The sequence below is a fragment of the Neobacillus sp. PS2-9 genome (assembly GCF_030915525.1).
GTDB lineage: Bacteria > Bacillota > Bacilli > Bacillales > Cytobacillaceae > Neobacillus.
This window is the reverse complement of the sequence record NZ_CP133269.1, coordinates 5,074,958-5,098,759: the sequence shown is the minus strand read 5'-3', so window position 1 is coordinate 5,098,759 and position 23,802 is coordinate 5,074,958. Positions and strand designations below refer to the sequence as shown.

The window sequence follows — 23,802 nt, the reverse complement described above, 5'->3', positions numbered from 1 at the left end:
TATATAAAATTTCATTCCAAACTAGGAAGGAGAAAGACCAAATGGCAAGAGAGTTCTCCTTAGCAAACACACGTAATATCGGTATCATGGCTCACATCGATGCCGGTAAAACGACTACCACTGAGCGTGTTCTTTATTACACTGGTAAGATTCATAAAATCGGTGAAACACATGAAGGCGCTTCTCAGATGGACTGGATGGAGCAGGAGCAAGAACGCGGAATCACAATCACTTCCGCAGCAACAACTGCACAATGGAAAGGCCACCGCGTAAACATCATCGACACACCAGGACACGTAGACTTCACGGTTGAAGTTGAACGTTCCCTACGTGTACTTGATGGTGCGGTAGCTGTACTAGATGCACAGTCTGGTGTTGAGCCTCAAACTGAAACAGTTTGGCGTCAAGCAACAACTTACGGTGTACCACGTGTTGTATTCGTAAATAAAATGGACAAAATTGGAGCCGACTTCTTATACTCAGTAGGTACAATACATGACCGTTTACAAGCGAATGCACATCCAATTCAGTTACCAATCGGTGCTGAAGATGAATTCGAAGCTATCATTGACCTTGTGGAAATGAATGCTGTATTCTATGGTAACGATTTAGGAACTGATATTGAAGTTCGTGAAATCCCAGAAGAATATATGGCGCAAGCTGAAGAATATCGCGAAAAGCTAGTTGAAGCAGTTGCTGAATTAGATGAAGAGTTAATGGAAAAGTACCTAGGTGGGGAAGAACTCACTAAAGAAGAACTAAAAGCAGGGATTCGTAAAGGTACAGTTAACGTTGAATTCTATCCAGTAATCTGTGGATCAGCTTTCAAAAACAAAGGTGTTCAGTTAATGCTAGATGCCGTTATAGATTACCTTCCATCTCCACTAGATGTTCCTGCAATCAAAGGACACGCTGTTGATGATGAAGAAGAATTTATTGAACGTCATTCAAGCGATGAAGAACCATTCTCTGCTCTTGCGTTTAAAGTTATGACTGACCCATATGTTGGTAAATTAACGTTCTTCCGCGTTTACTCTGGTACTTTAGAATCTGGATCATATGTTCAGAACTCAACTAAAGGTAAGCGTGAGCGTATCGGACGTATTCTACAAATGCACGCGAACAGCCGTCAAGAAATCTCTAAGGTTTTTGCTGGTGACATCGCTGCCGCTGTAGGTCTGAAAGATACAACTACTGGAGATACTCTATGTGATGACAAAAACCCTGTTATCCTTGAGTCAATGCAATTCCCAGAGCCTGTAATTCAACTTTCAGTTGAACCTAAGTCAAAAGCTGACCAAGACAAAATGACTACTGCTCTACAAAAACTTCAAGAAGAAGATCCAACATTCCGTGCGCACACTGACCAGGAAACTGGACAAGTAATCATCGCTGGTATGGGTGAACTTCACCTAGATATCATCGTTGATCGTATGCGTCGTGAGTTTAAGGTCGAAGCAAATGTAGGTGCGCCGCAGGTTGCCTATCGCGAAACTTTCCGTGCTTCTGCACAAGTTGAAGGTAAATTCGCACGTCAATCTGGTGGTCGTGGGCAATATGGTCACGTTTGGATTGAATTCTCACCTAATGATGAAGGTAAAGGATTCGAATTCGTAAACGGAATCGTTGGTGGTGTTGTTCCTCGTGAATACATCCCGGCTGTTCAAGCTGGTCTTGAAGATTCACTTGACCGTGGAGTTCTTGCTGGATATCCATTAGTTGATATTAAAGCTCGTCTATTTGACGGTTCTTACCATGATGTTGACTCATCTGAGATGGCGTTTAAGATTGCCGCTTCAATGGCACTTAAAAACGCTGCGTCTAAGTGTAGCCCAGTTATCCTTGAACCTATGATGAGGGTTGAAGTTGTAATCCCTGAAGAATACCTAGGGGATATCATGGGACAAATCACTGCACGTCGTGGCCGCGTTGAAGGTATGGAAGCTCGTGGTAACGCACAAGTAGTTCGTGCAATGGTTCCACTTTCAGAAATGTTTGGTTATGCAACTGCACTTCGTTCAAGTACTCAAGGACGTGGAGTATTCTCTATGCACTTCGATCACTACGAAGAAGTTCCAAAATCAGTTTCTGAAGAAATTATCAAAAAAAATAAAGGTGAATAATTGATTTTCACCTTTGTTTAAAGTATAACTACTTATGTAAGAATAGAAACTGTGAAATATGGACAAACATATTCGCAGTTTCTACCTAATATACTTAAACTTTTATAATCCAAAGGAGGATTTTCCAAATGGCAAAAGCTAAATTCGACCGTTCAAAGCCACACGTTAACATTGGTACAATCGGACACGTTGACCATGGTAAAACTACTTTAACTGCTGCAATCACTTCTGTACTTGCAAAATCAGGTAAAGCAGAAGCTCGTGCATACGATCAAATCGACGGTGCTCCAGAAGAAAAAGAGCGTGGTATCACAATCTCTACTGCTCACGTTGAATATGAAACTGACGCACGTCACTACGCACACGTAGACTGCCCAGGACACGCTGACTATGTTAAAAACATGATCACTGGTGCTGCACAAATGGACGGCGGTATCTTAGTAGTATCTGCTACTGATGGTCCAATGCCACAAACTCGTGAGCACATCCTTCTTTCTCGTCAGGTAGGCGTACCTTACCTTGTTGTATTCATGAACAAGTGTGATATGGTTGATGACGAAGAACTTCTTGAATTAGTAGAAATGGAAATTCGTGACCTATTATCAGAATACGATTTCCCTGGCGATGACACTCCAGTTATCAAAGGTTCTGCTCTTAAAGCATTAGAAGGTGAAGCAGCTTGGGAAGAGAAAGTTCTTGAACTTATGACTGCTGTTGACGAATTCATCCCAACTCCAACTCGTGACACTGACAAGCCTTTCATGATGCCAGTTGAGGACGTATTCTCAATCACTGGTCGTGGAACTGTTGCTACAGGACGTGTTGAGCGTGGTGTAGTTAAAGTTGGTGACGTAGTTGAAATCGTAGGTTTCACTGAAGAGCCAAAATCTACTACTGTAACAGGTGTAGAAATGTTCCGTAAGCTTCTTGATTTCGCTGAAGCTGGTGACAACATCGGTGCACTTCTTCGTGGTGTAGCACGTGAAGATATCGAACGTGGTCAAGTATTGGCTAAACCAAAGTCAATCACTCCACACACAAAGTTTAAAGCACAAGTTTATGTATTATCAAAAGAAGAAGGTGGACGTCACACTCCATTCTTCACTAACTACCGCCCACAATTCTATTTCCGTACTTCTGACATTACTGGTATCTGTAATCTTCCAGAAGGCACTGAAATGGTAATGCCTGGTGACCATATCGAAATGACAGTTGAACTTATCGCTCCAATCGCGATCGAAGAAGGAACAAAGTTCTCTATCCGTGAAGGTGGACGTACTGTAGGTTCAGGTTCAATCACTACAATCACTGAGTAATTCTTAATAATGAAAGCAGATGGATGACGATCCATCTGCTTTTTTTGTGTCTTCTGATAGATATAGATCGAGTTTCTTCTATATAAATAGAATTGAATTTAAACTTTGAAAACTGTCCTGCTCCAACGCCTAGCGCCTCGGGTCAAATAACCTTCGGCAATAAAAGTAAAAAGGCGGACTTTTCTTGCCGAATTACATTTGCCTGGCTACAAAGGGCTAACGCCTTTTGTACGCATAAGTGCGACTAGGTCAAGTCTGCGCTCCGCTTGCCAATCGACCAGTCTTCTTTATCGGGGCTGACCAAGGCGTTTCCGCATTTCAAATTAGGATATTATTGGAGAATGATAATTTGTGTTGAAAAAGTATTTTTCAGCCGCTATAATAAGAAAAGTGTTCAGGACAGAAACATAAAGAAAAAAATCTTAATAGATGTTGCGTTTCTTTTATGTTTTATGTATAATAGACAATGTTGGTCTTTGACTGCGATGATGTGGAAGGTTGCTGACACACCCGGCCGCTTTGCCATGGCGAGTGTGTGAGGGAAATTTCCACTGAGAATGTCTATTTTTGAAAATAGGCGAATAAAGGAGGGAAAATAATGGCAAAACAAAAAATTCGTATCCGTTTAAAAGCGTATGATCACAGAATCCTTGATCAATCTGCAGAAAAAATCGTTGAAACAGCAAAACGTTCTGGTGCGGCTGTATCTGGTCCAATTCCGTTACCGACTGAAAAAACTATTTACACGATTCTTCGTGCGGTGCATAAGTACAAAGATTCACGTGAGCAATTCGAACAACGGACACATAAGCGTCTAATCGACATCGTTAACCCAACTCCACAAACTGTTGATGCGTTAATGCGTTTAGACTTACCATCTGGCGTCGATATTGAAATTAAACTTTAATCCAAATAAACAAACATTCTATAGGAGGTGTGACTTAAATGACCAAAGGAATCTTAGGAAGAAAGATTGGTATGACTCAAGTATTTGCTGAAAACGGCAACTTAATCCCTGTAACTGTGGTTGAGGTAGCTCCAAACGTAATTCTTCAAAAGAAATCAGTTGATAGCGACGGATATGTTGCGGTTCAAGTTGGTTTTGAAGACAAACGTGAAAAGTTAGCTAACAAACCTGAAAAAGGACATGTTGCTAAAGCAAACACTGCTCCTAAGCGCTTCATTCGCGAATTCCGCGGAGACGACTTAGCAGGATATGAAGTTGGTCAAGAAGTCAAAGTTGATATTTTCGCAGCAGGCGAAATCGTAGATGTAACAGGAATCTCAAAGGGTAAAGGTTTCCAAGGTGTAATTAAGCGCCACGGACAATCACGCGGCCCAATGGCTCACGGTTCTCGTTATCACCGTCGCCCTGGTTCAATGGGACCTGTTGCTCCAAACCGCGTATTCAAAGGTAAATTATTACCAGGACGCATGGGTGGAGATCAAGTTACTGTTCAAAACCTTGAAGTTATTAAAGTTGACGTTGAACGCAACTTACTTCTAATCAAAGGTAATGTTCCAGGCGCTAAAAAAGCATTACTAAAAATCAAAGGTGCAGTAAAAGCATAAATAGATTTTAAGAAAGGAGGAACAAAGGAATGCCTAAAGTAGCATTATTAAACCAAAACGGTTCACAAGTTGGTGAAATCGAACTTAATGAAGCAGTTTTTGGTATTGAGCCTAACCAACACGTATTATTTGAAGCAATTGTTATGCAAAGAGCTTCATTACGTCAAGGTACTCATAAAACAAAAATTCGTTCTGAAGTACGCGGCGGTGGTCGTAAACCATGGCGTCAAAAAGGAACTGGCCGTGCACGTCAAGGGTCAATTCGTTCTCCACAATGGCGCGGAGGTGGGATTGTATTCGGTCCAACACCACGCAGCTACAGCTATACATTACCTAAAAAGGTTCGTCGCTTAGCGATTAAATCTGCGTTATCTTCTAAAGTTCTAGAAGAAAACATTGTAGTATTAGAAAACTTAGCATTCGAAGCTCCAAAGACAAAGGACTTTAAAGCTGTATTAGCTGGTCTTTCTGTTGAGAAGAAAGCTTTGATTGTTACTGCTGACCTAGATGAGAACGTAGCACTTTCTGCTCGTAACATTCCTGGTGTAACAGTAGTAACAGCTAATGGAATTAACGTATTAGATGTTGTTAATCATGATCAATTAATCATGACTAAAGCAGCGGTTGAAAAAGTAGAGGAGGTGCTTGCATAATGGATGCACGCGATATCATTAAGCGCCCCGTTATCACTGAGCGTTCTACTGACCTAATGGCTGAAAAGAAATATACGTTCGAAGTTGATGTTAGAGCTAACAAAACACAAGTCAAAGATGCGATCAAAGAAATCTTCGGCGTTGAAGTTGAGAAAGTAAACATCATGAACTATAAAGGTAAATTCAAGCGTATGGGTAAATTCGGCGGATACACAAACAAACGTCGTAAGGCAATTGTAAAATTAACTGCTGACAGCAAAGAAATCGAATTCTTTGAAGCATAAGAACCTAACAAGAAGAGGAGGGAAAAAAAATGGCGATTAAAAAGTACAAACCTACCTCTAATGGTCGTCGCGGAATGACTACTTCTGATTTCGCAGAAATCACAACTAGCACTCCAGAGAAATCTCTATTAGCACCATTAACGAGAAAAGGCGGCCGTAATAACCAAGGTAAGTTAACTGTTCGTCATCAAGGTGGCGGCCATAAGCGTCAATATCGTATCATCGATTTCAAACGTAACAAAGATGGCATTCCAGGACGCGTTGCTACTATCGAGTACGATCCAAACCGTTCTGCAAATATTGCATTAATCAACTATGTGGATGGAGAAAAGCGTTATATCTTAGCTCCTAAAAATCTACAAGTTGGTATGGAAGTAATGTCAGGCCCTGAGGCTGATATTAAAGTGGGTAACGCTCTTCCATTAGCAAACATACCTGTTGGTACAGTTGTACACAACATTGAGTTAAAACCAGGTAAGGGTGGTCAGCTAGTTCGTTCTGCTGGTACATCTGCACAAGTACTTGGTAAAGAAGGTAAATATGTACTTGTACGTTTAACTTCTGGTGAAGTTCGTATGATCCTTGCTGAGTGCCGTGCTTCTATCGGTCAAGTAGGTAACGAACAACACGAACTTATTAACATTGGTAAAGCTGGTCGTTCTCGTTGGTTAGGCAAGCGCCCAACTGTACGTGGATCAGTAATGAACCCTAACGATCACCCACACGGTGGTGGTGAAGGACGTTCACCAATCGGACGTAAGTCACCAATGACTCCTTGGGGTAAACCAACTCTTGGTTACAAAACCCGTAAGAAGAAAAACAAATCAGATAAGTTTATTGTACGTCGTCGTAAAAAATAACGGGACTTTCCTACGGTTCAAAGATAGAACCGTAGAACAGTCACGAAGGGAGGTTCCTTCATGGGTCGCAGCTTGAAAAAAGGACCATTTGTTGATGATCATTTAATGGTTAAGGTCGAAAAGTTAAATGAAACTGAGAGTAAACAAGTTATTAAAACTTGGTCTCGCCGTTCTACGATCTTCCCACAATTTATCGGCCACACAATCGCAGTTTATGATGGTCGCAAACATGTGCCTGTTTATGTTACTGAAGACATGGTAGGACACAAGCTTGGAGAATTTGCTCCAACACGTGCTTACAAAGGCCATGGTAACGATGATAAGAAAACAAGACGTTAAGAGAGGAGGGCATCCAAATGCAAGCTAAAGCTGTTGCAAGAACAGTTCGTATTGCTCCTCGTAAAGCACGTTTAGTCGTTGATTTAATCCGAGGAAAGCAAGTTGGTGAAGCGGTGGCGATTTTAAATCTCACTCCTAAGGCTGCTTCTCCAATCGTAGAAAAAGTATTAAAATCAGCTATGGCAAATGCTGAGCACAACTACGAAATGGACGTTAATAACCTAGTTGTTACTCAAGCATTCGTTGATGAAGGACCGACACTAAAACGTTTCCGTCCTCGCGCTATGGGCCGTGCAAGCCAAATTAACAAACGCACAAGCCACATTACAATCGTTTTATCAGAAAAGAAGGAGGGATAAGCTGTGGGTCAAAAAGTAAATCCAGTCGGTTTGCGTATCGGAATCATCCGTGATTGGGAATCTAAATGGTACGCAGGTAAAGACTTCGCTACTCTTTTACACGAAGACCTTAAAATTCGTGAGTACATCACGAAGCGTTTAAAAGATGCTTCTGTTTCTAAAGTAGAAATCGAACGTGCTGCTAACCGTGTGAATGTTACAATCCATACAGCTAAACCTGGTATGGTTATCGGTAAAGGCGGTACTGAAGTTGAAGCACTTCGTAAAGCTTTAAATCAACTAACTGGCAAACGTGTTCATATCAACATTCTTGAAATTAAGAGAGCTGATCTTGATGCGAAACTAGTAGCTGAAAATATTGCTCGTCAATTAGAAAACCGTGTATCTTTCCGTCGTGCACAAAAGCAAGTTATTCAACGTGCTATGCGTGCTGGTGCGAAAGGTATCAAAACAATGGTATCTGGTCGTCTTGGCGGCGCTGATATCGCTCGTTCTGAACACTACAGCGAGGGAACTGTTCCACTTCATACTCTTCGCGCTGATATCGACTATGCTACAGCTGAAGCTGATACAACATATGGTAAGCTTGGCGTAAAAGTATGGATTTATAAGGGAGAAGTCCTTCCTACTAAGAAGAAAAATGCGGAAGGAGGCAAATAATCATGTTATTGCCAAAACGCGTAAAATATCGCCGTCAACACCGTGGTAACATGCGTGGTAACGCTAAAGGCGGTACTGAAGTAACTTTCGGTGAATACGGCCTACAAGCACTTGAAGCTTCTTGGATCACAAACCGTCAAATCGAAGCTGCTCGTATTGCGATGACACGTTACATGAAACGTGGCGGTAAAGTTTGGATTAAAATTTTCCCACACAAGCCTTACACTGCTAAGCCATTAGAAGTGCGGATGGGTTCCGGTAAAGGTGCTCCAGAAGGCTGGGTAGCTGTTGTTAAACCTGGAAAGATTATGTTCGAAATTGCTGGCGTTTCTGAAGAAATCGCACGTGAAGCACTTCGACTTGCAATGCACAAACTTCCTGTTAAATGTAAGTTTGTAAAACGAGAAGAAATTGGTGGTGAATCAAGTGAAAGCTAATGAACTACGTGACCTTACCACTGCTGAAATTGAACAAAAAGTAAAATCTTTAAAAGAAGAGCTTTTCAACCTTCGCTTTCAATTGGCGACAGGACAACTTGAAAACACAGCTCGTATTCGTGAAGTACGCAAATCGATTGCTCGCATGAAGACAGTTGTTCGTGAAAGAGAAATCAGCGTTAACAAGTAATGATTGAGAGGAGGTTCACACAATGAGTGAACGTAACCAACGCAAAGTTTACACAGGACGCGTAGTTTCTGACAAAATGGATAAGACTGTTACTGTTCTTGTCGAAACATATAAAAAGCATCCATTATACGGTAAACGCGTTAAGTACTCTAAAAAGTTAAAGGCTCATGATGAGCAAAACCAGGCTAAGACTGGCGATGTTGTTCGTATTATGGAAACTCGCCCACTTTCAGCTACAAAACGCTTCCGTTTAGTAGAAGTAGTAGAAAAAGCAGTAATTATTTAATGGTTCGGATTATGTTCATTCCGAAGGGAGGTTACACACATGATTCAACAAGAATCACGTTTAAAAGTTGCTGACAACTCTGGTGCTCGTGAAGTACTTACGATTAAAGTTCTTGGAGGTTCTGGTCGCAAAACTGCTGGTATTGGTGATGTGATCGTATGTACAGTAAAACAAGCAACACCTGGTGGCGTTGTTAAAAAAGGTGATGTTGTTAAAGCTGTTATTGTACGTACAAAGAGCGGTGCTCGCCGTAATGATGGTTCTTACATTCGTTTTGATGAAAACGCATGTGTAATTATCAAAGACGACAAAAGCCCACGTGGAACTCGTATCTTCGGACCAGTTGCCCGTGAACTTCGCGATAACAACTTTATGAAAATTGTTTCTTTAGCTCCAGAAGTATTATAATTTCAAATTTAATTGCCTTTAAGGAGGTGCGCACAGATGCATGTAAAAAAAGGTGATAAAGTAAGAGTCATCTCTGGTAAGGATAAAGGCAAAACAGGAGTAATCCTAGCTGCTTATCCTAAAGAAAGCCGTGTACTAGTTGAAGGTGTTAACATTGTTAAAAAACACGCTAAGCCTTCTCAAGTGAATCCACAAGGCGGAATTATCAGTTTTGAGGCTCCTATTCATGTATCAAACGTAATGCCTATCGATCCTAAATCAGGTAACCCAACTCGTGTAGGTTACACTGCGGTTGATGGCAAAAAAGTACGCGTAGCAAAATCCGGTGAAGTTTTAGATAAATAGTTTAAATTTTAGAAGGGAGGTACAATAAGTGAACCGCCTAAAAGAAAAATTTGTTAAAGAAGTTACTCCTGCTCTTATGAGCAAGTTCAACTATAAATCAGTTATGGAAGTTCCTAGACTTGAAAAAATCGTTGTGAATATGGGTGTTGGTGACGCAGTAGCGAACGCTAAATCTCTTGATAATGCAGTTGAAGAACTTGCAACTATCACAGGTCAAAAACCATTAGTAACTCGTGCGAAAAAGTCTATCGCTGGCTTCCGTCTTCGTGAAGGTATGCCAATCGGTGCAAAAGTTACTCTTCGCGGTGAGCGCATGTACGAATTCTTGGATAAATTAGTTTCCGTTTCTTTACCTCGTGTACGTGACTTCCGTGGAGTTTCTAAAAAAGCTTTCGATGGTCGCGGTAACTATACACTGGGAATTAAAGAACAATTAATCTTCCCTGAAATTGATTACGATAAAGTAACCAAAGTTCGTGGTATGGATATCGTTATCGTAACGACTGCTAACACTGATGAAGAATCTCGTGAACTTTTAACTCAATTTGGAATGCCATTCCAAAAGTAATCGTTAAATAATGGAGGCGAAAACGTGGCTAAAAAGTCAATGATTGCGAAACAAAAGCGCACGCCTAAATATGCAGTACAAGAGTATACACGCTGCGAACGTTGTGGCCGTCCACACTCTGTATACCGTAAATTTAAGCTTTGTCGTATTTGTTTCCGCGAATTAGCGTACAAAGGACAAATTCCTGGTGTTAAAAAAGCTAGCTGGTAAAACCCAAGTCTGGGAAGGAGGTAAAAATAATGGTCATGACAGATCCAATTGCTGATATGCTTACTCGCATTCGTAATGCGAACATGGTACGTCACGAAAAGTTAGAAGTGCCTGCTTCTAATCTAAAAAAAGAAATTGCTGAAATTTTAAAGCGCGAAGGTTTCGTACGTGACGTCGAATTTATCGAAGATAACAAACAAGGTATTATCCGTATCTTCTTAAAATACGGTGCAAATAATGAACGTGTTATTACTGGTCTTAAGCGCATAAGCAAGCCTGGACTTCGAGTTTACGCTAAATCAAATGAGGTACCACGCGTTCTTAACGGTCTTGGTATCGCTTTAGTATCAACATCACAAGGTGTTATTACAGATAAAGAAGCTCGTGCAAAACAAGTCGGCGGAGAAGTATTAGCTTACGTTTGGTAATCGAGTTTTTGAATGAATGGAGGTGCACTAAATGTCTCGCGTAGGAAAAAAACCAATTGAAATTCCAGCAGGTGTTACTGTTACTTTAAACGGTAGTACAGTAACTGTTAAAGGACCTAAAGGCGAATTAACTCGTACTTTTAATCCTGATATCACAATCAACGTTGAAGAGAACGTTGTAACGATCGCTCGTCCATCTGACGTGAAAGAACACCGCGCGTTGCACGGTACAACTCGTGCAGTGATTGCGAACATGGTTGAAGGTGTTTCCAACGGATTTACAAGAAACCTTGAGTTAATCGGGGTTGGATATCGTGCTCAAAAGCAAGGTAACAAGCTTGTATTAAACGTAGGTTATTCACACCCAGTTGAAATTGAACCTGAAGCTGGCCTTGAAATCGAAGTACCTGCTAATACAAAAGTTATTGTAAAGGGTACTGATAAAGAACGTGTTGGTGCATTAGCTGCCAATATCCGCGGAGTACGTCCTCCAGAGCCTTATAAAGGTAAAGGAATCCGTTACGAAGGCGAAAACGTTCGTCGTAAAGAAGGTAAAACAGGTAAGTAATGCCGCATAGGTAAACGAAAGGAGTGACGTAAATGATTACGAAGCAAGATAAAAACGCTACTCGCAAGAAAAGACATGCTCGTGTTCGTGCGAAACTTAGCGGTACTTCTGCTCGTCCACGTCTAAACGTGTTTCGTTCAAATAAGCATATTTATGCTCAATTAATCGATGACATGGCTGGAGTAACTTTAGCAAGTGCTTCTACTAAAGAAAAAGATTTCGGTCTTGAATCTACTAGTAACGTTGAAGCTGCACAAAAGATCGGTGAATTAGTCGCTAAACGTGCGGTAGAAAAAGGTATCACTTCAATTGTCTTTGACCGTGGCGGATACCTATACCATGGACGTATTAAAGCATTAGCTGATGCTGCCCGTGAAAACGGCTTACAATTCTAAAAGACAAAGGAGGGACACAAAAAGATGCGTCGTATTGATCCAAACAAACTTGAACTAGAAGAACGCGTAGTCACGGTTAACCGTGTTGCGAAAGTTGTTAAAGGTGGACGTCGTTTCCGCTTCACAGCCCTTGTTGTTGTAGGCGATAAAAACGGTCACGTTGGTTTCGGTACTGGTAAAGCACAAGAAGTACCTGATGCTATTCGTAAAGCCATCGAAGATGCAAAGAAAAACTTAATCGAAGTACCTATGGTCGGAACAACCATTCCTCACCAAGTAATTGGTCGCTTTGGTGCTGGTGAAATCCTTCTAAAACCTGCTTCTGAAGGTACAGGAGTTATCGCTGGTGGTCCGGTTCGTGCCGTTCTTGAATTAGGTGGAGTTGCTGATATCCTTTCTAAATCATTAGGAACTAACACACCGATCAACATGGTTCGTGCAACTATTGACGGTTTAACACAATTAAAACGCGCTGAAGACGTAGCTAAATTACGTGGTAAATCAGTAGAAGAACTGTTAGGATAAGGAGGGAAATCAAATGGCGAATAAACTTTTAATTACCCTCAACCGTAGTGTAATTGGTCGCCCTGAGGACCAACGCGCGACAGTTACTGCATTAGGTTTACGTAAATTAAATCAAACAGTTGAGCATCAAGATAACGCTGCGATTCGCGGTATGGTTAACAAAGTTGCTCACCTTGTAACAGTTAAAGAACAATAATTGATTCTTTTCTTTCATAAGGAGGTGCCAATATGAAACTTCATGAATTAAAACCTGCCGAAGGTTCTCGTAAAGAGCGTAAACGTTTAGGACGTGGTATCGGTTCTGGTCAAGGTAAGACCGCGGGTAAAGGTCATAAAGGACAAAATGCTCGTTCAGGCGGTGGTGTACGTTTAGGTTTTGAAGGTGGTCAAACACCTTTATTCCGTCGTTTACCAAAACGCGGATTTACAAATGTCAGCCGCAAAGAATATGCCGTTGTCAATCTTGATGCATTAAATCGCTTTGAAGAAGGTACAGAAGTTACTCCAGAACTTCTTATCGAAACAGGCGTTGTAAGTAACGAAAAAGCAGGAATCAAGATTCTTGCTAAAGGGAACGTAGAGAAAAAGTTGACTGTAAAAGCTCACAAATTCTCCTCTGCTGCTAAGGAAGCGATCGAAGCTGCTGGTGGAACTACTGAGGTGATCTAATGTTCCAGACAATCTCCAATTTTATGCGCGTGGGTGATATACGACGTAAGATCTTATTCACCCTCTTAATGCTAGTCGTCTTTCGACTAGGTACATTTATTCCTGTACCGAATGTTAATGCTGATGTACTTGCTAGTCAGGATAAGCTTAGTGTTTTCGGTATTTTAAATACCTTTGGCGGTGGAGCATTAAAACAATTTTCCATCTTTGCAATGGGTATTATGCCGTATATCACAGCTTCTATTATCATTCAGTTGTTACAAATGGACGTTGTTCCTAAATTTACGGAATGGTCCAAGCAAGGTGAATCTGGGCGTCGGAAGATTGCTCAATTCACTCGCTATTTCACTGTTGTGCTTGGATTTATCCAAGCATTAGGTATGTCATACGGCTTTAATAACTTAGCAAGTGGCCGTTTGATTGAAAGTCCTGGAATTGGCACGTATCTACTGATTGCCGTTACACTTACTGCTGGAACATCTTTCTTGATGTGGTTAGGTGAGCAGATCACTGAAAAGGGTGTTGGAAATGGAATTTCCATTATCATCTTTGCAGGGATCGTAGCTGGTATGCCTTCAACCATTAACCAAATTTATGTTCAGCAATTTGAAAATGCAGGAGATGCCTTATTTATACGTATTGTAACTGTTGTATTAATAGTACTCGCTATTATTGCAATTGTTGTTGGTGTTATTTTCATCCAACAAGCCAATCGTAAAATTCCGATTCAATATGCAAAACGTGTTGTTGCAGGAAAGAATCCTGTTGGAGGACAGTCAACACACATGCCGTTAAAAGTTAACGCTGCTGGTGTTATCCCTGTCATCTTCGCAGTTTCATTCATTGTAACACCAAGAACAGTTGCGTCATTTTTTCCAACAAATGATGTAACGCTTTGGATTAACAGAAACCTAGATTATTCTCATCCAATTGGGATGACGCTATATGCAGTATTAATAATCGCGTTCACTTATTTCTATGCTTTTATCCAAGTTAACCCTGAACAAGCAGCGGAAAACTTACAGAAGCAAAGCGGCTACATCCCAGGAATCCGTCCTGGTAAGAGCACGCAGGAATACTTAACTCGCGTTTTATATCGATTAACTTTTGTTGGTGCAATCTTCCTAACCATCATTGCAGTACTTCCAACTATTTTTATTAAAATAGCGAACTTACCGCAATCGGCGCAAATTGGAGGAACTAGTCTTTTGATCGTTGTCGGCGTTGCGCTTGACACGTACAAACAGCTTGAAGCTCAACTGGTTAAACGTCATTATAAAGGATTTATAAAGTAATGGTTTTGGGGACTAATGTTCCCTAAAACCTATTTATAGCACGAGGGGGAACACGTGTGAATTTAGTTTTAATGGGGCTACCTGGTGCAGGTAAAGGTACTCAAGCTGAACGAATCGTCGAAAAATACGGCATCCCTCATATCTCTACTGGAGATATGTTCCGTGCAGCGATGAAAGAAGGAACCGAACTAGGGTTACAAGCAAAATCTTTCATGGACAAAGGCGAACTTGTTCCTGATGAAGTAACAATCGGCATTGTACGTGAACGTTTAAGTAAAGATGACTGTCAAAAGGGATTTTTACTAGACGGCTTTCCTAGGACTGTACCACAAGCAGAAGCGTTAGAGAATCTATTAGCTGATCTAACTAAAAAGATTGACTACGTGATTAATATCGACGTTGATAAAAATATTTTAATGGATCGTTTGACTGGAAGACGGATTTGCAAGGACTGTGGCTCTACTTATCATTTAGTCTTTAATCCTCCTGCAAAAGAGGGTGTCTGCGACCGCTGCGGCGGGGAGCTGTACCAAAGAGCAGATGATAATGCAGAAACAGTTCAAAATCGCTTAGACGTTAACATCGAGCAATCTGCACCATTATTAGCTTTTTATGAGGATAAGGGTTATTTACGCACAATTGATGGTCAACAAGATATTAGTAAGGTACTTATTGATATCGAGGAATTACTTGGGGGCTTAGCTGAATGATCATTTGTAAAACCCCTAAGGAAATTGAGATCATGCGGGAAGCTGGTCGAATAGTTGCTTTGACTCATCAGGAGTTAAAGAAACATATCGCTCCAGGTATGACAACGCGTGAATTGGACAGAATTGCTGAAGAGTTTATCCGCAGCAAGGATGCTATTCCTTCGTTTAAAGGGTATAATGGTTTTCGCGGCAGTATTTGTACAAGTGTGAACAATGAACTTGTTCATGGAATTCCTGGGGACCGCGTCCTTCATGAGGGCGATATCATTAGTATCGATATCGGTGCTAAATATAATGGTTATCATGGTGATTCAGCTTGGACCTATGCTGTAGGTAAGATTGATGAAAATTCGCAACGTCTACTCGACGTAACAGAGGAATCACTTTATCAAGGCTTGAAGGAAGCTAAACCGGGCGAGCGACTCTCGAACATCTCCCATGCGATACAAAAGTATGTGGAAGCAAATGGCCTTTCTATTGTACGTGAGTATGTAGGGCACGGAGTAGGGCAAGACTTACATGAGGATCCAGATATTCCTCATTTTGGTCCACCAAACAAAGGTCCTGTATTAAAGCCTGGTATGGTCCTTGCAATTGAACCGATGGTGAATGCCGGAAGCCGGTATGTAAAAACATTGGCTGACGATTGGACGGTTGTTACAGTGGATGGAAAATTTTGTGCACATTTCGAGCACACGATCGCGATCACTGAAACAGGTTTTGAAATATTAACTAAAATTTAGTATTTTATTACTAGACCCATTCTAATCCGAAATATTTGTAATTTGTAATAGTTACTAGAGGACAGAATGCTACTCATTATGTTAAAATTGTAAGGTTGCAGGATTACGTATGAAGAATTGACCCAATGCGCCCTACTATGTATTGGCGAACGCTATTCTGAATAGAGAAGGGAGACGAGACCGATGGCCAAAGATGATGTAATTGAAATTGAAGGTAAAGTAATTGAAACTTTGCCAAATGCAATGTTTAAGGTAGAATTAGAAAATGGTCATACTGTGCTAGCTCATGTTTCTGGCAAAATTCGAATGCACTTCATTCGAATCCTTCCGGGTGACAAGGTGACTGTTGAGCTTTCTCCATATGACTTAACACGCGGAAGAATTACTTACCGCTTTAAATAATCAGCTTGCACTCCGTACCATTAAGGAGGTTAGGATAATGAAAGTAAGACCATCTGTTAAACCGATCTGCGAAAAGTGCAAAGTTATCCGTAGACGCGGAAAAGTTATGGTTATCTGTGAAAACCCTAAACATAAACAAAAACAAGGTTAATCTGAAGGAGGTGCGCTAAAATATGGCACGTATTGCTGGTGTAGATATTCCACGTGAAAAGCGTGTAGTTATCTCTTTAACTTACATTTATGGTATTGGTAAAAATACTGCACAAAAAGTATTAGCAGATGCAGGTGTTTCTGAAAATACTCGTGTGCGTGATTTAACAGAAGACGAATTAAACAAAATCCGTGACATCATCGACAAATTAAAAGTTGAAGGTGATCTTCGCCGTGAAATTTCTCTTAACATTAAGCGTTTAATGGAAATCGGCTGCTACCGCGGATTACGTCATCGTCGTGGTTTACCGGTTCGTGGACAAAATACGAAAAACAACGCTCGTACACGCAAAGGTCCTCGTAAGACTGTTGCGAACAAGAAGAAGTAATCGGCAAAGGAGGTTATTTAAATGGCACGTAAAACTAATACACGTAAACGTCGTGTTAAAAAGAATATTGAATCTGGGATCGCTCATATCCGTTCAACTTTTAACAATACGATCGTAACTATCACTGATGTTCATGGTAATGCAATTTCATGGTCAAGTGCTGGTGCTCTTGGATTTAAAGGTTCTCGTAAATCTACTCCATTCGCAGCGCAAATGGCAGCTGAAACTGCAGCAAAGACATCTATCGAACATGGTATGAAAACTTTAGAAGTTACAGTTAAAGGACCTGGTGCAGGCCGTGAAGCTGCTATCCGTGCACTTCAAGCTGCTGGTCTTGAAGTAACTGCAATCAAAGACGTTACACCTGTTCCTCATAATGGATGCCGTCCACCAAAACGCCGTCGTGTCTAATTTTTCTGTATAGAAGTTGTATCAAGCGTCTATAATGGATATGATACTAATTTTTTGAAGTTCATACAGAGAATTTATTCCAGTTGTTGTGCACAAAACGGGAACGTATACATGGGGGAATTTCAATTAGTAAATAAAACTAGTTGAGGTTTCGACGTTTTGAAGGAGGGTTATTTGATGATCGAAATAGAAAAACCAAAAATCGAAACGGTTGAGATCAACGATGATGCCAAGTACGGGAAGTTCGTCGTAGAGCCACTTGAGCGTGGATATGGTACCACTTTGGGTAACTCCTTACGTCGTATCCTATTATCTTCACTCCCAGGTGCCGCTGTTACATCGATTCAGGTCGATGGGGTACTTCATGAGTTCTCAACAATTGAAGGCGTCGTAGAGGATGTAACATCCATCATTTTAAACATTAAGAAATTAGCTTTAAAAATCTACTCTGACGAAGAAAAAACACTTGAGATTGATGTTCAGGGTGAAGGACCTGTTAAAGCTAGCAATATCACTCATGATAGTGATGTTGAAATCTTAAATCCAGACCTTCATATTGCTACATTAGCTTCAAATGGTCATCTTCGCATGCGCTTAACTGCAAGACGCGGTCGTGGTTATACACCGGCTGAACTGAACAAGAGAGAAGATCAGCCAATTGGTGTGATTCCAATTGACTCAATCTTTACACCAGTTTCTCGTGTGTCCTATCAGGTAGAAAATACCCGCGTAGGTCAAATGACAAATTTTGATAAGCTAACGCTAGATGTTTGGACAGATGGAAGCACTGGGCCAAAAGAAGCGATTGCTCTTGGTTCGAAAATTTTGACCGAGCATTTGAACATTTTCGTTGGGTTAACTGATGAAGCTCAAAATGCTGAAATCATGATTGAAAAAGAAGAAGATCAAAAAGAAAAAGTTCTTGAAATGACTATTGAAGAACTAGACCTTTCTGTTCGTTCTTATAACTGCTTAAAGCGTGCTGGAATCAACACTGTTCAGGAATTAGCTAATAAGACTGAAGAAGATATGATGAAGGTTCGTAACTTAGGCCGCAAATCACTCGAAGAAGTGAAGGCGAAACTAGAAGAGCTTGGATTAGGCTTGCGTAAGGACGACTAGTTCAAACGCTGCTTACGATCCGCTTAATGACTTCAACAAAGGAGGGAACCCTTCATGGCATACAGAAAGTTAGGACGCACAAGTGCACAGCGTAAAGCTATGCTACGTGATTTAACTACAGATTTAATTATCAACGAGCGCATCGAAACAACAGAAACTCGCGCGAAAGAACTTCGTGTGACTGTTGAAAAGATGATCACTTTAGGTAAACGCGGCGATTTACATGCTCGTCGTCAAGCTGCTTCTTACGTTCGTAATGAAGTTGCTAATGCTGAAAATGGTCAAGATGCTGTTCAAAAACTTTTCGCTGATATCGCTCCACGTTATCAAGAGCGTCAAGGTGGATATACTCGTATTATGAAACTTGGACCTCGCCGCGGTGACGGTGCACCAATGGTTATTATCGAGTTAGTTTAATACCTTTTAACAGACAACAAGGGCGCTGGACAGTTTACAAACAAACTTGTTCTTTGCCCTTTTTCTGTAAGAGAATATATTGTTCAACCCAAGCCAAGCGAGTGTTATGATGAGCGTGACTCCTACGTGTAGGAGCATGAAGGGTTTAATACACCTGGGATTGAAAACGATTCATATTCACTTTTGTTTTCTTTTTCACGTCTCGTCTAGCTCATGCACCTCCTCCCATTTCTTTATCGAAATTCCTTTTTTGCAGCCGTAGTAATTGCTGCCCGGGGACGAGGTGCAGGCTTTTTTTATATGTAAAAATATTGTCTTAGTAGAGCTTAGTTTAGTATGTTAGTCGAGAGGAGGAATTACAATGAATGAATCAATTGTTTCACTTAAGGGAGTTTCCTTTCAATATGAAGGACAAGAACGCTACGCACTTAATAATGTTACATTCGATATCTATGAAGGTGAATGGCTGGCCATCGTCGGTCATAATGGCTCAGGTAAGTCTACTATGGCAAAGCTCCTTAATGGGTTACAATTCCCACAAGAGGGCGAGATCACGGTATGCGGCATAGGTTTGAATGAAGAAACGATTTGGGATGTCCGTAAAAAATTAGGGATGGTATTTCAAAATCCCGATAACCAATTTGTTGGTACAACTGTACAGGATGATGTGGCTTTTGGTCTAGAAAATCATGGCATACCTAGAGATGAAATGGTCCAACGTGTGGAAGATTCATTGAAGAAAGTGAAAATGGATAAATTTCTATATCAAGAGCCCCACCATCTTTCAGGTGGACAGAAGCAGCGTGTAGCGATTGCTGGCATATTTGCCTTAAGACCTTCTATTATTATTCTAGATGAGGCTACCTCCATGCTTGATCCAAGAGGTCGTGAGGAGGTTTTAGAGACGGTTAGAGTATTAAAAGAAGAAAAGTCTTTAACTGTTATTTCTATAACCCATGACCTAGAAGAGGCAGCAAAAGCAGATCGCATTATTGTTATGAATAAAGGTGAGGTCTTTCGTGAAGGCGTACCTGAAGAGATTTTTTCAATGGACGAGCAGTTGATTCAATTAGGATTGGATATTCCTTTCTCGGTTAAAATGAGCAAAGCTTTTCGTCAAAAAGGGATTGACCTATCCAAGCATTATTTATCGGAAGAAGAGTTGGTGACAGAGCTATGGACATCTCGCTTAAACATATAGAATACCGTTATCAAGCAAACACTCCTTTTGAACATCTAGCGATTGAGGATGTATCTATCGATATTCCATCGGGAACATACTTGGCAATAATCGGTCATACTGGTTCTGGCAAGTCAACGGTTCTACAGCACTTAAATGCCATTTTACAACCAACTAATGGAACGGTTAAGATTGGGGAACATGAAATTAGAGCACAGCAAAAAAATAAGAATTTAAAACAAGTACGGCAAAAGGTAGGCATCGTTTTTCAATTTCCGGAACATCAGCTTTTTGAAGAAACAGTAGAAAAGGATATTATTTTTGGCCCGCTTAATTTTGGTGTTTCTGAAACTGAGGCAAAAAAGCGGGCGCGCCTTGCCTTGAAACAGGTAGGACTTGGGGAAGAGGTATTAGAAAAATCTCCATTTGATCTATCTGGTGGACAAATGCGTCGAGTCGCGATCGCTGGTGTGTTGGCCATGGAACCAGATGTTATTGTGCTAGATGAACCTACCGCAGGACTTGACCCACGCGGCCGGAAAGAAATTATGGATATGTTTTATACACTTCACGAGGAAAGAAATCTATCCACTATTTTAGTTACACATAGTATGGAAGATGCGGCTAGATATGCAGACCAGATTGTCATCATGCAACAAGGGAAAGTAGTAAATAAAGGAACACCAGAAGAAATCTTCTCTGCGCCTGCCCAGTTGGTACAAATGGGATTAGATGTTCCAGAAGTGGTTCGTTTCCAGCTAAAGCTTGAAGAGAAGATGGGTATTAAACTCGATAAAATGTATTTATCAATAGATGAGTTGTCAGAAGCAGTTACTGAAGCGTTAAAAAGAGGTGTCCGCTCATGATGGAGAAAATGATTTTTGGCCGCTATGTTCCTGCTGATTCTCTTATCCACAAAATGGACCCTCGATCTAAATTACTGGTTATCTTTTTATTTGTATGTGTTATCTTCTTAGCAAATAATGCAGTTACTTATGCACTTATAGGGATTTATACCTTTTTCATGCTTGGTTTGGCCCGTATTCCTGTTCGTTTCTTATATATTGGGCTGAAACCAGTTCTATGGCTTGTGCTCTTTACCTTAGCCTTACAATTGTTCTTTACGAAACAAGGTGACCTTTTGTATCATTGGGGACCGATTAAAATATACGAAGAAGGTGTCAGACAGGGGATCTTTATTTCTTTACGCTTCTTCTTCTTAATTTTAATGACTTCGTTGTTGACTTTAACAACCACTCCTATTGAAATTACAGATGGACTAGAAACTCTTTTACATCCATTAAAAAAGGTACATTTTCCTGTCCATGAAATGGCTTTAATGATGTCTATTTCCTTACGTTTCATCCCAACATTAATGCAGGAAACAGACAAAATCATGAAGGCTCAAATGGCCCGTGGCGTTGAGTTTTCAAGTGGGCCTTTTATGGAGCGGATTAAGGCAGTCATCCCGCTTCTTATTCCGTTGTTTGTCAGCGCCTTTAAACGTGCTGAAGAACTGGCTATAGCGATGGAAGCAAGAGGATATCGCGGTGGCGAAGGAAGAACAAAATACAGGCAGCTGGATTGGCAATTGGGCGATTCATTGCAATTAGTACTCTTAGGTGTTTTAACCATCTTTTTAATCTTATTACGTTCATAATGGAGCGAAACCATGCAAAGATACAAATGCATTATATCCTATGATGGCTCGGGTTTCTCCGGGTATCAAGTACAACCAAATAAGAGGACTGTACAACGAGAAATAGAAGCTGTCTTAGCAAAAATGCATAAGGGCACCTCTGTGAAGGTTGCAGGCTCTGGACGAACAGATGCAGGCGTTCATGCCAAGGGACAGGTAATTCATTTTGATTCTCCCTTGCCTATTGCTGAGGATCGTTGGGAAATCGCACTAAATTCGATGCTGCCGCAGGATATTTCAATTCTTTCGGTTAAAAAAGTGAACGACGGTTTTCATTCCCGGTTTGATGCGATAGGGAAAGAGTATCGCTATGTGCTGCACTTATCTTCAAAAAGGGATCCTTTTCAGAGGGTCTTTGCCTATCGGTACCCCTATCGTCTCAATTTAGAAGCTATGAGGAAAGCAAGTAAATATATCCTTGGCACCCATGACTTTACTAGCTTTTGTTCTGCAAGAACAGAAGTAGCAGATAAAATACGAACCGTTAAAGCAATTGATTTTTTGCTGGAAGATGACCAGCTTACGATTCGCTTTGTCGGAAACGGTTTTTTGTATAATATGGTTCGTATTTTGGTAGGTACTTTGCTTGAAGTAGGGGCAAGTGAACGAGACCCTGAAGACATCCCTGCGATTCTAGAAAAAAAAGATCGCCGCCTGGCAGGAAAAACGGCTCCAGCGCACGGACTTTACCTATGGGAGGTTTTTTATTAATAACTTTTTAATAAAACAACCCAACCAGGTGTAACATCCCCTTGACATATAGACCTAAAGTATTTATTATATTATATGTGTGTGTTTTTAATCCCACGATTAAGCCCCGGAAAGTCTTCATCGTGATTGAAAATATATGAATTAGAAAACTTAAGCGCACAAGGGCATTAGTGTTGATTCCCGGAACAGAATAAACATTAACTGCTTTATGAAGGTGCGAAAAAATAATCTTTAATGGATTTAAATTAGGAGGGAAACTCATGCGTACAACGTTTATGGCAAATGCCAACAATATCGAGCGTAAATGGTACGTGATTGATGCTGAGGGCAAAACTCTTGGACGTCTTGCTTCTGAAGTAGCATCAATTCTACGTGGTAAAAACAAACCAACTTTTACACCACATGTTGACACTGGTGATAATGTAATCATTCTTAATGCATCTAAAGTAGAACTAACAGGAAAGAAATTAACTGACAAGATTTACTACCGTCACAGCATGCATCCTGGTGGTTTAAAGCAAAGAACTGCTCTTGAAATGCGTACAAACTATGCTGAGAAAATGATCGAGCTTGCTGTTAAAGGTATGCTTCCAAAGAATTCTCTTGGCCGTCAAATAATTAAAAAATTACACGTATATGCTGGTAGCGAACATCCGCACCAAGCACAAAAACCTGAAGTTTACGAACTTCGCGGATAATTTAAAGGGAGGGAATTAACTTGGCACAAGTTCAATATATCGGTACTGGTCGCCGTAAGAGCTCAGTCGCACGTGTGCGTCTAGTTCCAGGCACAGGTAAAATTGTAGTTAACGGTCGTGAAATCGAAGATTATATCCCATTTGAAGCTTTACGTGTTGTTGTAAGACAACCATTAGTAGCTACTGAAACTGTAGGCAGCTATGATGTTCTTGTAAACGTAAGCGGCGGTGGATACACTGGTCAAGCTGGCGCAATCCGCCACGGTATTGCTCGCGCATTACTTCAAGCTGACCCTGAGTTCCGTCCAACATTAAAGCGCGCAGGTTTATTAACTCGTGATGCACGTATGAAAGAGCGTAAGAAATACGGTCTTAAAGGTGCTCGTCGTGCGCCTCAGTTCTCAAAACGTTAATTTTTGCGAACACTCAAAGACTCTCAACCATTTGGCTGGGAGTCTTTTTTATTGGTTGTGTTAAAGATCAGTGTTGCCTTTACACCCTGTTGATTGGAGCGGAAGGCACGAAGACTCCTGTGGGAGTATGGTTCAGGGGAGACCCCGCAGACGCTTTTCTCCGAGGAGGCTCGCCGAAACCCCTCTCTTTTTTTGTATTGCGTATCGCTAGGTGATATGACCCTTGCAAATACATTTAAAAACGTTCATATTTAATAAAAAGGAGGT

At 40.9% G+C, this 23,802-nt stretch carries 38 protein-coding genes; all 38 read left to right on the top strand.

Annotated features, from left to right (window positions below):
• Positions 1-41 precede the first annotated feature (41 nt).
• Positions 42-2,123: an elongation factor G gene (gene fusA, locus RCG25_RS25540; protein ID WP_308081570.1), complete on the top strand. Its 2,082-nt coding sequence runs from the start codon at positions 42-44 to the stop codon at positions 2,121-2,123.
• A 128-nt stretch (positions 2,124-2,251) separates the two neighbouring features.
• Positions 2,252-3,439 carry an elongation factor Tu gene (gene tuf, locus RCG25_RS25535; protein ID WP_308081569.1) on the top strand — a complete coding sequence of 396 codons (1,188 nt, stop codon included), beginning with the start codon at positions 2,252-2,254 and terminating at the stop codon, positions 3,437-3,439.
• Between the two features lie 598 nt (positions 3,440-4,037).
• Positions 4,038-4,346, top strand: a complete 309-nt coding sequence (gene rpsJ, locus RCG25_RS25530; RefSeq protein ID WP_066094693.1) for a 30S ribosomal protein S10 — start codon at positions 4,038-4,040, stop codon at positions 4,344-4,346.
• Between the two features lie 38 nt (positions 4,347-4,384).
• Entirely contained in the window at positions 4,385-5,011 is a 627-nt protein-coding gene (rplC, locus tag RCG25_RS25525; protein ID WP_308081568.1) for a 50S ribosomal protein L3, read from the top strand.
• 29 nt (positions 5,012-5,040) lie between these two features.
• Positions 5,041-5,664 (top strand): 50S ribosomal protein L4, encoded by a 624-nt coding sequence (rplD, locus tag RCG25_RS25520; RefSeq protein ID WP_308081567.1) that lies wholly within the window; start codon positions 5,041-5,043, stop codon positions 5,662-5,664.
• Positions 5,664-5,948 (top strand): 50S ribosomal protein L23, encoded by a 285-nt coding sequence (gene rplW, locus RCG25_RS25515; protein WP_308081566.1) that lies wholly within the window; start codon positions 5,664-5,666, stop codon positions 5,946-5,948. The genes rplD and rplW overlap by 1 nt, the downstream gene beginning before the upstream one ends.
• 29 nt (positions 5,949-5,977) lie before the next feature.
• A complete protein-coding gene (gene rplB, locus RCG25_RS25510; RefSeq protein ID WP_308081565.1) occupies positions 5,978-6,808 on the top strand; it encodes a 50S ribosomal protein L2 in 831 nt (276 codons plus the stop codon).
• Between the two features lie 60 nt (positions 6,809-6,868).
• Positions 6,869-7,147 (top strand): 30S ribosomal protein S19, encoded by a 279-nt coding sequence (gene rpsS, locus RCG25_RS25505; protein ID WP_026565526.1) that lies wholly within the window; start codon positions 6,869-6,871, stop codon positions 7,145-7,147.
• A 17-nt stretch (positions 7,148-7,164) separates the two neighbouring features.
• Positions 7,165-7,506, top strand: a complete 342-nt coding sequence (gene rplV / locus RCG25_RS25500; protein ID WP_308081564.1) for a 50S ribosomal protein L22 — start codon at positions 7,165-7,167, stop codon at positions 7,504-7,506.
• 3 nt (positions 7,507-7,509) lie between these two features.
• Complete coding sequence (gene rpsC, locus RCG25_RS25495) at positions 7,510-8,166, top strand: 30S ribosomal protein S3 (protein ID WP_308081563.1); 657 nt, start codon at positions 7,510-7,512, stop codon at positions 8,164-8,166.
• A 2-nt stretch (positions 8,167-8,168) separates the two neighbouring features.
• Positions 8,169-8,603: a 50S ribosomal protein L16 gene (gene rplP, locus RCG25_RS25490; RefSeq protein WP_307282803.1), complete on the top strand. Its 435-nt coding sequence runs from the start codon at positions 8,169-8,171 to the stop codon at positions 8,601-8,603.
• Positions 8,593-8,793, top strand: a complete 201-nt coding sequence (gene rpmC / locus RCG25_RS25485; RefSeq protein WP_040203247.1) for a 50S ribosomal protein L29 — start codon at positions 8,593-8,595, stop codon at positions 8,791-8,793. Before rplP ends, rpmC begins: the two co-directional genes overlap by 11 nt.
• 22 nt (positions 8,794-8,815) lie before the next feature.
• Entirely contained in the window at positions 8,816-9,079 is a 264-nt protein-coding gene (rpsQ, locus tag RCG25_RS25480) for a 30S ribosomal protein S17 (protein WP_308081562.1), read from the top strand.
• 39 nt (positions 9,080-9,118) lie between these two features.
• Positions 9,119-9,487, top strand: coding sequence for a 50S ribosomal protein L14 (gene rplN / locus RCG25_RS25475; protein WP_308081561.1), 369 nt, complete (start codon positions 9,119-9,121; stop codon positions 9,485-9,487).
• A gap of 36 nt (positions 9,488-9,523) precedes the next feature.
• A complete protein-coding gene (gene rplX / locus RCG25_RS25470; RefSeq protein WP_308081560.1) occupies positions 9,524-9,832 on the top strand; it encodes a 50S ribosomal protein L24 in 309 nt (102 codons plus the stop codon).
• Between the two features lie 28 nt (positions 9,833-9,860).
• Complete coding sequence (gene rplE / locus RCG25_RS25465; RefSeq protein WP_308081559.1) at positions 9,861-10,400, top strand: 50S ribosomal protein L5; 540 nt, start codon at positions 9,861-9,863, stop codon at positions 10,398-10,400.
• Between the two features lie 24 nt (positions 10,401-10,424).
• Positions 10,425-10,610, top strand: a complete 186-nt coding sequence (locus RCG25_RS25460) for a type Z 30S ribosomal protein S14 (protein WP_034676107.1) — start codon at positions 10,425-10,427, stop codon at positions 10,608-10,610.
• Positions 10,611-10,639: 29 nt separating this feature from the next.
• Positions 10,640-11,038: a 30S ribosomal protein S8 gene (gene rpsH, locus RCG25_RS25455; protein ID WP_283921071.1), complete on the top strand. Its 399-nt coding sequence runs from the start codon at positions 10,640-10,642 to the stop codon at positions 11,036-11,038.
• Positions 11,039-11,069: 31 nt separating this feature from the next.
• Positions 11,070-11,606 carry a 50S ribosomal protein L6 gene (rplF, locus tag RCG25_RS25450; RefSeq protein WP_308081558.1) on the top strand — a complete coding sequence of 179 codons (537 nt, stop codon included), beginning with the start codon at positions 11,070-11,072 and terminating at the stop codon, positions 11,604-11,606.
• Positions 11,607-11,638: 32 nt separating this feature from the next.
• Entirely contained in the window at positions 11,639-12,001 is a 363-nt protein-coding gene (rplR, locus tag RCG25_RS25445) for a 50S ribosomal protein L18 (protein ID WP_308081557.1), read from the top strand.
• 24 nt (positions 12,002-12,025) lie between these two features.
• Complete coding sequence (gene rpsE / locus RCG25_RS25440) at positions 12,026-12,526, top strand: 30S ribosomal protein S5 (RefSeq protein WP_215047081.1); 501 nt, start codon at positions 12,026-12,028, stop codon at positions 12,524-12,526.
• A gap of 13 nt (positions 12,527-12,539) precedes the next feature.
• The gene (gene rpmD, locus RCG25_RS25435; protein WP_308081556.1) at positions 12,540-12,722 is read left to right on the top strand and encodes a 50S ribosomal protein L30; all 183 of its coding nucleotides are present in this window, start codon (positions 12,540-12,542) and stop codon (positions 12,720-12,722) included.
• Between the two features lie 32 nt (positions 12,723-12,754).
• Positions 12,755-13,195: a 50S ribosomal protein L15 gene (rplO, locus tag RCG25_RS25430; RefSeq protein ID WP_308081555.1), complete on the top strand. Its 441-nt coding sequence runs from the start codon at positions 12,755-12,757 to the stop codon at positions 13,193-13,195.
• Positions 13,195-14,490 (top strand): preprotein translocase subunit SecY, encoded by a 1,296-nt coding sequence (gene secY, locus RCG25_RS25425; protein WP_308081554.1) that lies wholly within the window; start codon positions 13,195-13,197, stop codon positions 14,488-14,490. Before rplO ends, secY begins: the two co-directional genes overlap by 1 nt.
• 56 nt (positions 14,491-14,546) lie before the next feature.
• Complete coding sequence (locus RCG25_RS25420) at positions 14,547-15,200, top strand: adenylate kinase (protein ID WP_308081553.1); 654 nt, start codon at positions 14,547-14,549, stop codon at positions 15,198-15,200.
• Positions 15,197-15,943: a type I methionyl aminopeptidase gene (gene map / locus RCG25_RS25415; RefSeq protein ID WP_308081552.1), complete on the top strand. Its 747-nt coding sequence runs from the start codon at positions 15,197-15,199 to the stop codon at positions 15,941-15,943. The genes RCG25_RS25420 and map overlap by 4 nt, the downstream gene beginning before the upstream one ends.
• Before the next feature lie 183 nt (positions 15,944-16,126).
• Complete coding sequence (infA, locus tag RCG25_RS25410; protein ID WP_007085268.1) at positions 16,127-16,345, top strand: translation initiation factor IF-1; 219 nt, start codon at positions 16,127-16,129, stop codon at positions 16,343-16,345.
• 37 nt (positions 16,346-16,382) lie between these two features.
• Positions 16,383-16,496, top strand: a complete 114-nt coding sequence (gene rpmJ / locus RCG25_RS25405; protein ID WP_000868344.1) for a 50S ribosomal protein L36 — start codon at positions 16,383-16,385, stop codon at positions 16,494-16,496.
• Positions 16,497-16,518: 22 nt separating this feature from the next.
• The gene (gene rpsM / locus RCG25_RS25400) at positions 16,519-16,884 is read left to right on the top strand and encodes a 30S ribosomal protein S13 (protein ID WP_133371731.1); all 366 of its coding nucleotides are present in this window, start codon (positions 16,519-16,521) and stop codon (positions 16,882-16,884) included.
• 21 nt (positions 16,885-16,905) lie between these two features.
• Positions 16,906-17,295 (top strand): 30S ribosomal protein S11, encoded by a 390-nt coding sequence (rpsK, locus tag RCG25_RS25395; RefSeq protein WP_026574109.1) that lies wholly within the window; start codon positions 16,906-16,908, stop codon positions 17,293-17,295.
• Between the two features lie 177 nt (positions 17,296-17,472).
• The gene (locus RCG25_RS25390) at positions 17,473-18,417 is read left to right on the top strand and encodes a DNA-directed RNA polymerase subunit alpha (protein ID WP_308081550.1); all 945 of its coding nucleotides are present in this window, start codon (positions 17,473-17,475) and stop codon (positions 18,415-18,417) included.
• Positions 18,418-18,471: 54 nt separating this feature from the next.
• The gene (gene rplQ / locus RCG25_RS25385; RefSeq protein WP_307282758.1) at positions 18,472-18,834 is read left to right on the top strand and encodes a 50S ribosomal protein L17; all 363 of its coding nucleotides are present in this window, start codon (positions 18,472-18,474) and stop codon (positions 18,832-18,834) included.
• A gap of 361 nt (positions 18,835-19,195) precedes the next feature.
• Positions 19,196-20,035, top strand: coding sequence for an energy-coupling factor ABC transporter ATP-binding protein (locus RCG25_RS25380; RefSeq protein WP_308081549.1), 840 nt, complete (start codon positions 19,196-19,198; stop codon positions 20,033-20,035).
• Positions 20,011-20,880, top strand: coding sequence for an energy-coupling factor ABC transporter ATP-binding protein (locus RCG25_RS25375; RefSeq protein WP_308081548.1), 870 nt, complete (start codon positions 20,011-20,013; stop codon positions 20,878-20,880). The genes RCG25_RS25380 and RCG25_RS25375 overlap by 25 nt, the downstream gene beginning before the upstream one ends.
• Positions 20,877-21,674 (top strand): energy-coupling factor transporter transmembrane component T family protein, encoded by a 798-nt coding sequence (locus RCG25_RS25370; protein WP_308081547.1) that lies wholly within the window; start codon positions 20,877-20,879, stop codon positions 21,672-21,674. The genes RCG25_RS25375 and RCG25_RS25370 overlap by 4 nt, the downstream gene beginning before the upstream one ends.
• A 12-nt stretch (positions 21,675-21,686) precedes the next feature.
• Positions 21,687-22,424, top strand: a complete 738-nt coding sequence (gene truA, locus RCG25_RS25365) for a tRNA pseudouridine(38-40) synthase TruA (RefSeq protein ID WP_308081546.1) — start codon at positions 21,687-21,689, stop codon at positions 22,422-22,424.
• Positions 22,425-22,684: 260 nt separating this feature from the next.
• The gene (gene rplM, locus RCG25_RS25360) at positions 22,685-23,122 is read left to right on the top strand and encodes a 50S ribosomal protein L13 (protein WP_308081545.1); all 438 of its coding nucleotides are present in this window, start codon (positions 22,685-22,687) and stop codon (positions 23,120-23,122) included.
• 20 nt (positions 23,123-23,142) lie between these two features.
• Positions 23,143-23,535, top strand: coding sequence for a 30S ribosomal protein S9 (rpsI, locus tag RCG25_RS25355; protein ID WP_098533175.1), 393 nt, complete (start codon positions 23,143-23,145; stop codon positions 23,533-23,535).
• Positions 23,536-23,802: the final 267 nt, after the last annotated feature.

What these genes read in the sequence shown, in the direction of transcription:
- rplD (WP_308081567.1), top strand. Translation starts at nt 5,041, where the DNA reads ATGCCTAAAGTAGCATTATTAAACCAAAACGGTTCACAAGTTGGTGAA.
- rpmD (WP_308081556.1), top strand. Translation starts at nt 12,540, where the DNA reads ATGGCGAATAAACTTTTAATTACCCTCAACCGTAGTGTAATTGGTCGC.
- rpsJ (WP_066094693.1), top strand. Translation starts at nt 4,038, where the DNA reads ATGGCAAAACAAAAAATTCGTATCCGTTTAAAAGCGTATGATCACAGA.
- RCG25_RS25380 (WP_308081549.1), top strand. Translation starts at nt 19,196, where the DNA reads ATGAATGAATCAATTGTTTCACTTAAGGGAGTTTCCTTTCAATATGAA.
- rplN (WP_308081561.1), top strand. Translation starts at nt 9,119, where the DNA reads ATGATTCAACAAGAATCACGTTTAAAAGTTGCTGACAACTCTGGTGCT.
- rpsM (WP_133371731.1), top strand. Translation starts at nt 16,519, where the DNA reads ATGGCACGTATTGCTGGTGTAGATATTCCACGTGAAAAGCGTGTAGTT.
- RCG25_RS25370 (WP_308081547.1), top strand. Translation starts at nt 20,877, where the DNA reads ATGATGGAGAAAATGATTTTTGGCCGCTATGTTCCTGCTGATTCTCTT.
- tuf (WP_308081569.1), top strand. Translation starts at nt 2,252, where the DNA reads ATGGCAAAAGCTAAATTCGACCGTTCAAAGCCACACGTTAACATTGGT.
- rplF (WP_308081558.1), top strand. Translation starts at nt 11,070, where the DNA reads ATGTCTCGCGTAGGAAAAAAACCAATTGAAATTCCAGCAGGTGTTACT.
- fusA (WP_308081570.1), top strand. Translation starts at nt 42, where the DNA reads ATGGCAAGAGAGTTCTCCTTAGCAAACACACGTAATATCGGTATCATG.
- rplB (WP_308081565.1), top strand. Translation starts at nt 5,978, where the DNA reads ATGGCGATTAAAAAGTACAAACCTACCTCTAATGGTCGTCGCGGAATG.
- rpsK (WP_026574109.1), top strand. Translation starts at nt 16,906, where the DNA reads ATGGCACGTAAAACTAATACACGTAAACGTCGTGTTAAAAAGAATATT.
- rplM (WP_308081545.1), top strand. Translation starts at nt 22,685, where the DNA reads ATGCGTACAACGTTTATGGCAAATGCCAACAATATCGAGCGTAAATGG.
- rpsE (WP_215047081.1), top strand. Translation starts at nt 12,026, where the DNA reads ATGCGTCGTATTGATCCAAACAAACTTGAACTAGAAGAACGCGTAGTC.
- secY (WP_308081554.1), top strand. Translation starts at nt 13,195, where the DNA reads ATGTTCCAGACAATCTCCAATTTTATGCGCGTGGGTGATATACGACGT.
- rpsQ (WP_308081562.1), top strand. Translation starts at nt 8,816, where the DNA reads ATGAGTGAACGTAACCAACGCAAAGTTTACACAGGACGCGTAGTTTCT.
- rplQ (WP_307282758.1), top strand. Translation starts at nt 18,472, where the DNA reads ATGGCATACAGAAAGTTAGGACGCACAAGTGCACAGCGTAAAGCTATG.
- RCG25_RS25390 (WP_308081550.1), top strand. Translation starts at nt 17,473, where the DNA reads ATGATCGAAATAGAAAAACCAAAAATCGAAACGGTTGAGATCAACGAT.
- rpmJ (WP_000868344.1), top strand. Translation starts at nt 16,383, where the DNA reads ATGAAAGTAAGACCATCTGTTAAACCGATCTGCGAAAAGTGCAAAGTT.
- rplX (WP_308081560.1), top strand. Translation starts at nt 9,524, where the DNA reads ATGCATGTAAAAAAAGGTGATAAAGTAAGAGTCATCTCTGGTAAGGAT.
- rplO (WP_308081555.1), top strand. Translation starts at nt 12,755, where the DNA reads ATGAAACTTCATGAATTAAAACCTGCCGAAGGTTCTCGTAAAGAGCGT.
- truA (WP_308081546.1), top strand. Translation starts at nt 21,687, where the DNA reads ATGCAAAGATACAAATGCATTATATCCTATGATGGCTCGGGTTTCTCC.
- rpsH (WP_283921071.1), top strand. Translation starts at nt 10,640, where the DNA reads ATGGTCATGACAGATCCAATTGCTGATATGCTTACTCGCATTCGTAAT.
- rplP (WP_307282803.1), top strand. Translation starts at nt 8,169, where the DNA reads ATGTTATTGCCAAAACGCGTAAAATATCGCCGTCAACACCGTGGTAAC.
- rplW (WP_308081566.1), top strand. Translation starts at nt 5,664, where the DNA reads ATGGATGCACGCGATATCATTAAGCGCCCCGTTATCACTGAGCGTTCT.
- rpsS (WP_026565526.1), top strand. Translation starts at nt 6,869, where the DNA reads ATGGGTCGCAGCTTGAAAAAAGGACCATTTGTTGATGATCATTTAATG.
- rplC (WP_308081568.1), top strand. Translation starts at nt 4,385, where the DNA reads ATGACCAAAGGAATCTTAGGAAGAAAGATTGGTATGACTCAAGTATTT.
- rplV (WP_308081564.1), top strand. Translation starts at nt 7,165, where the DNA reads ATGCAAGCTAAAGCTGTTGCAAGAACAGTTCGTATTGCTCCTCGTAAA.
- RCG25_RS25375 (WP_308081548.1), top strand. Translation starts at nt 20,011, where the DNA reads ATGGACATCTCGCTTAAACATATAGAATACCGTTATCAAGCAAACACT.
- map (WP_308081552.1), top strand. Translation starts at nt 15,197, where the DNA reads ATGATCATTTGTAAAACCCCTAAGGAAATTGAGATCATGCGGGAAGCT.
- infA (WP_007085268.1), top strand. Translation starts at nt 16,127, where the DNA reads ATGGCCAAAGATGATGTAATTGAAATTGAAGGTAAAGTAATTGAAACT.
- rplR (WP_308081557.1), top strand. Translation starts at nt 11,639, where the DNA reads ATGATTACGAAGCAAGATAAAAACGCTACTCGCAAGAAAAGACATGCT.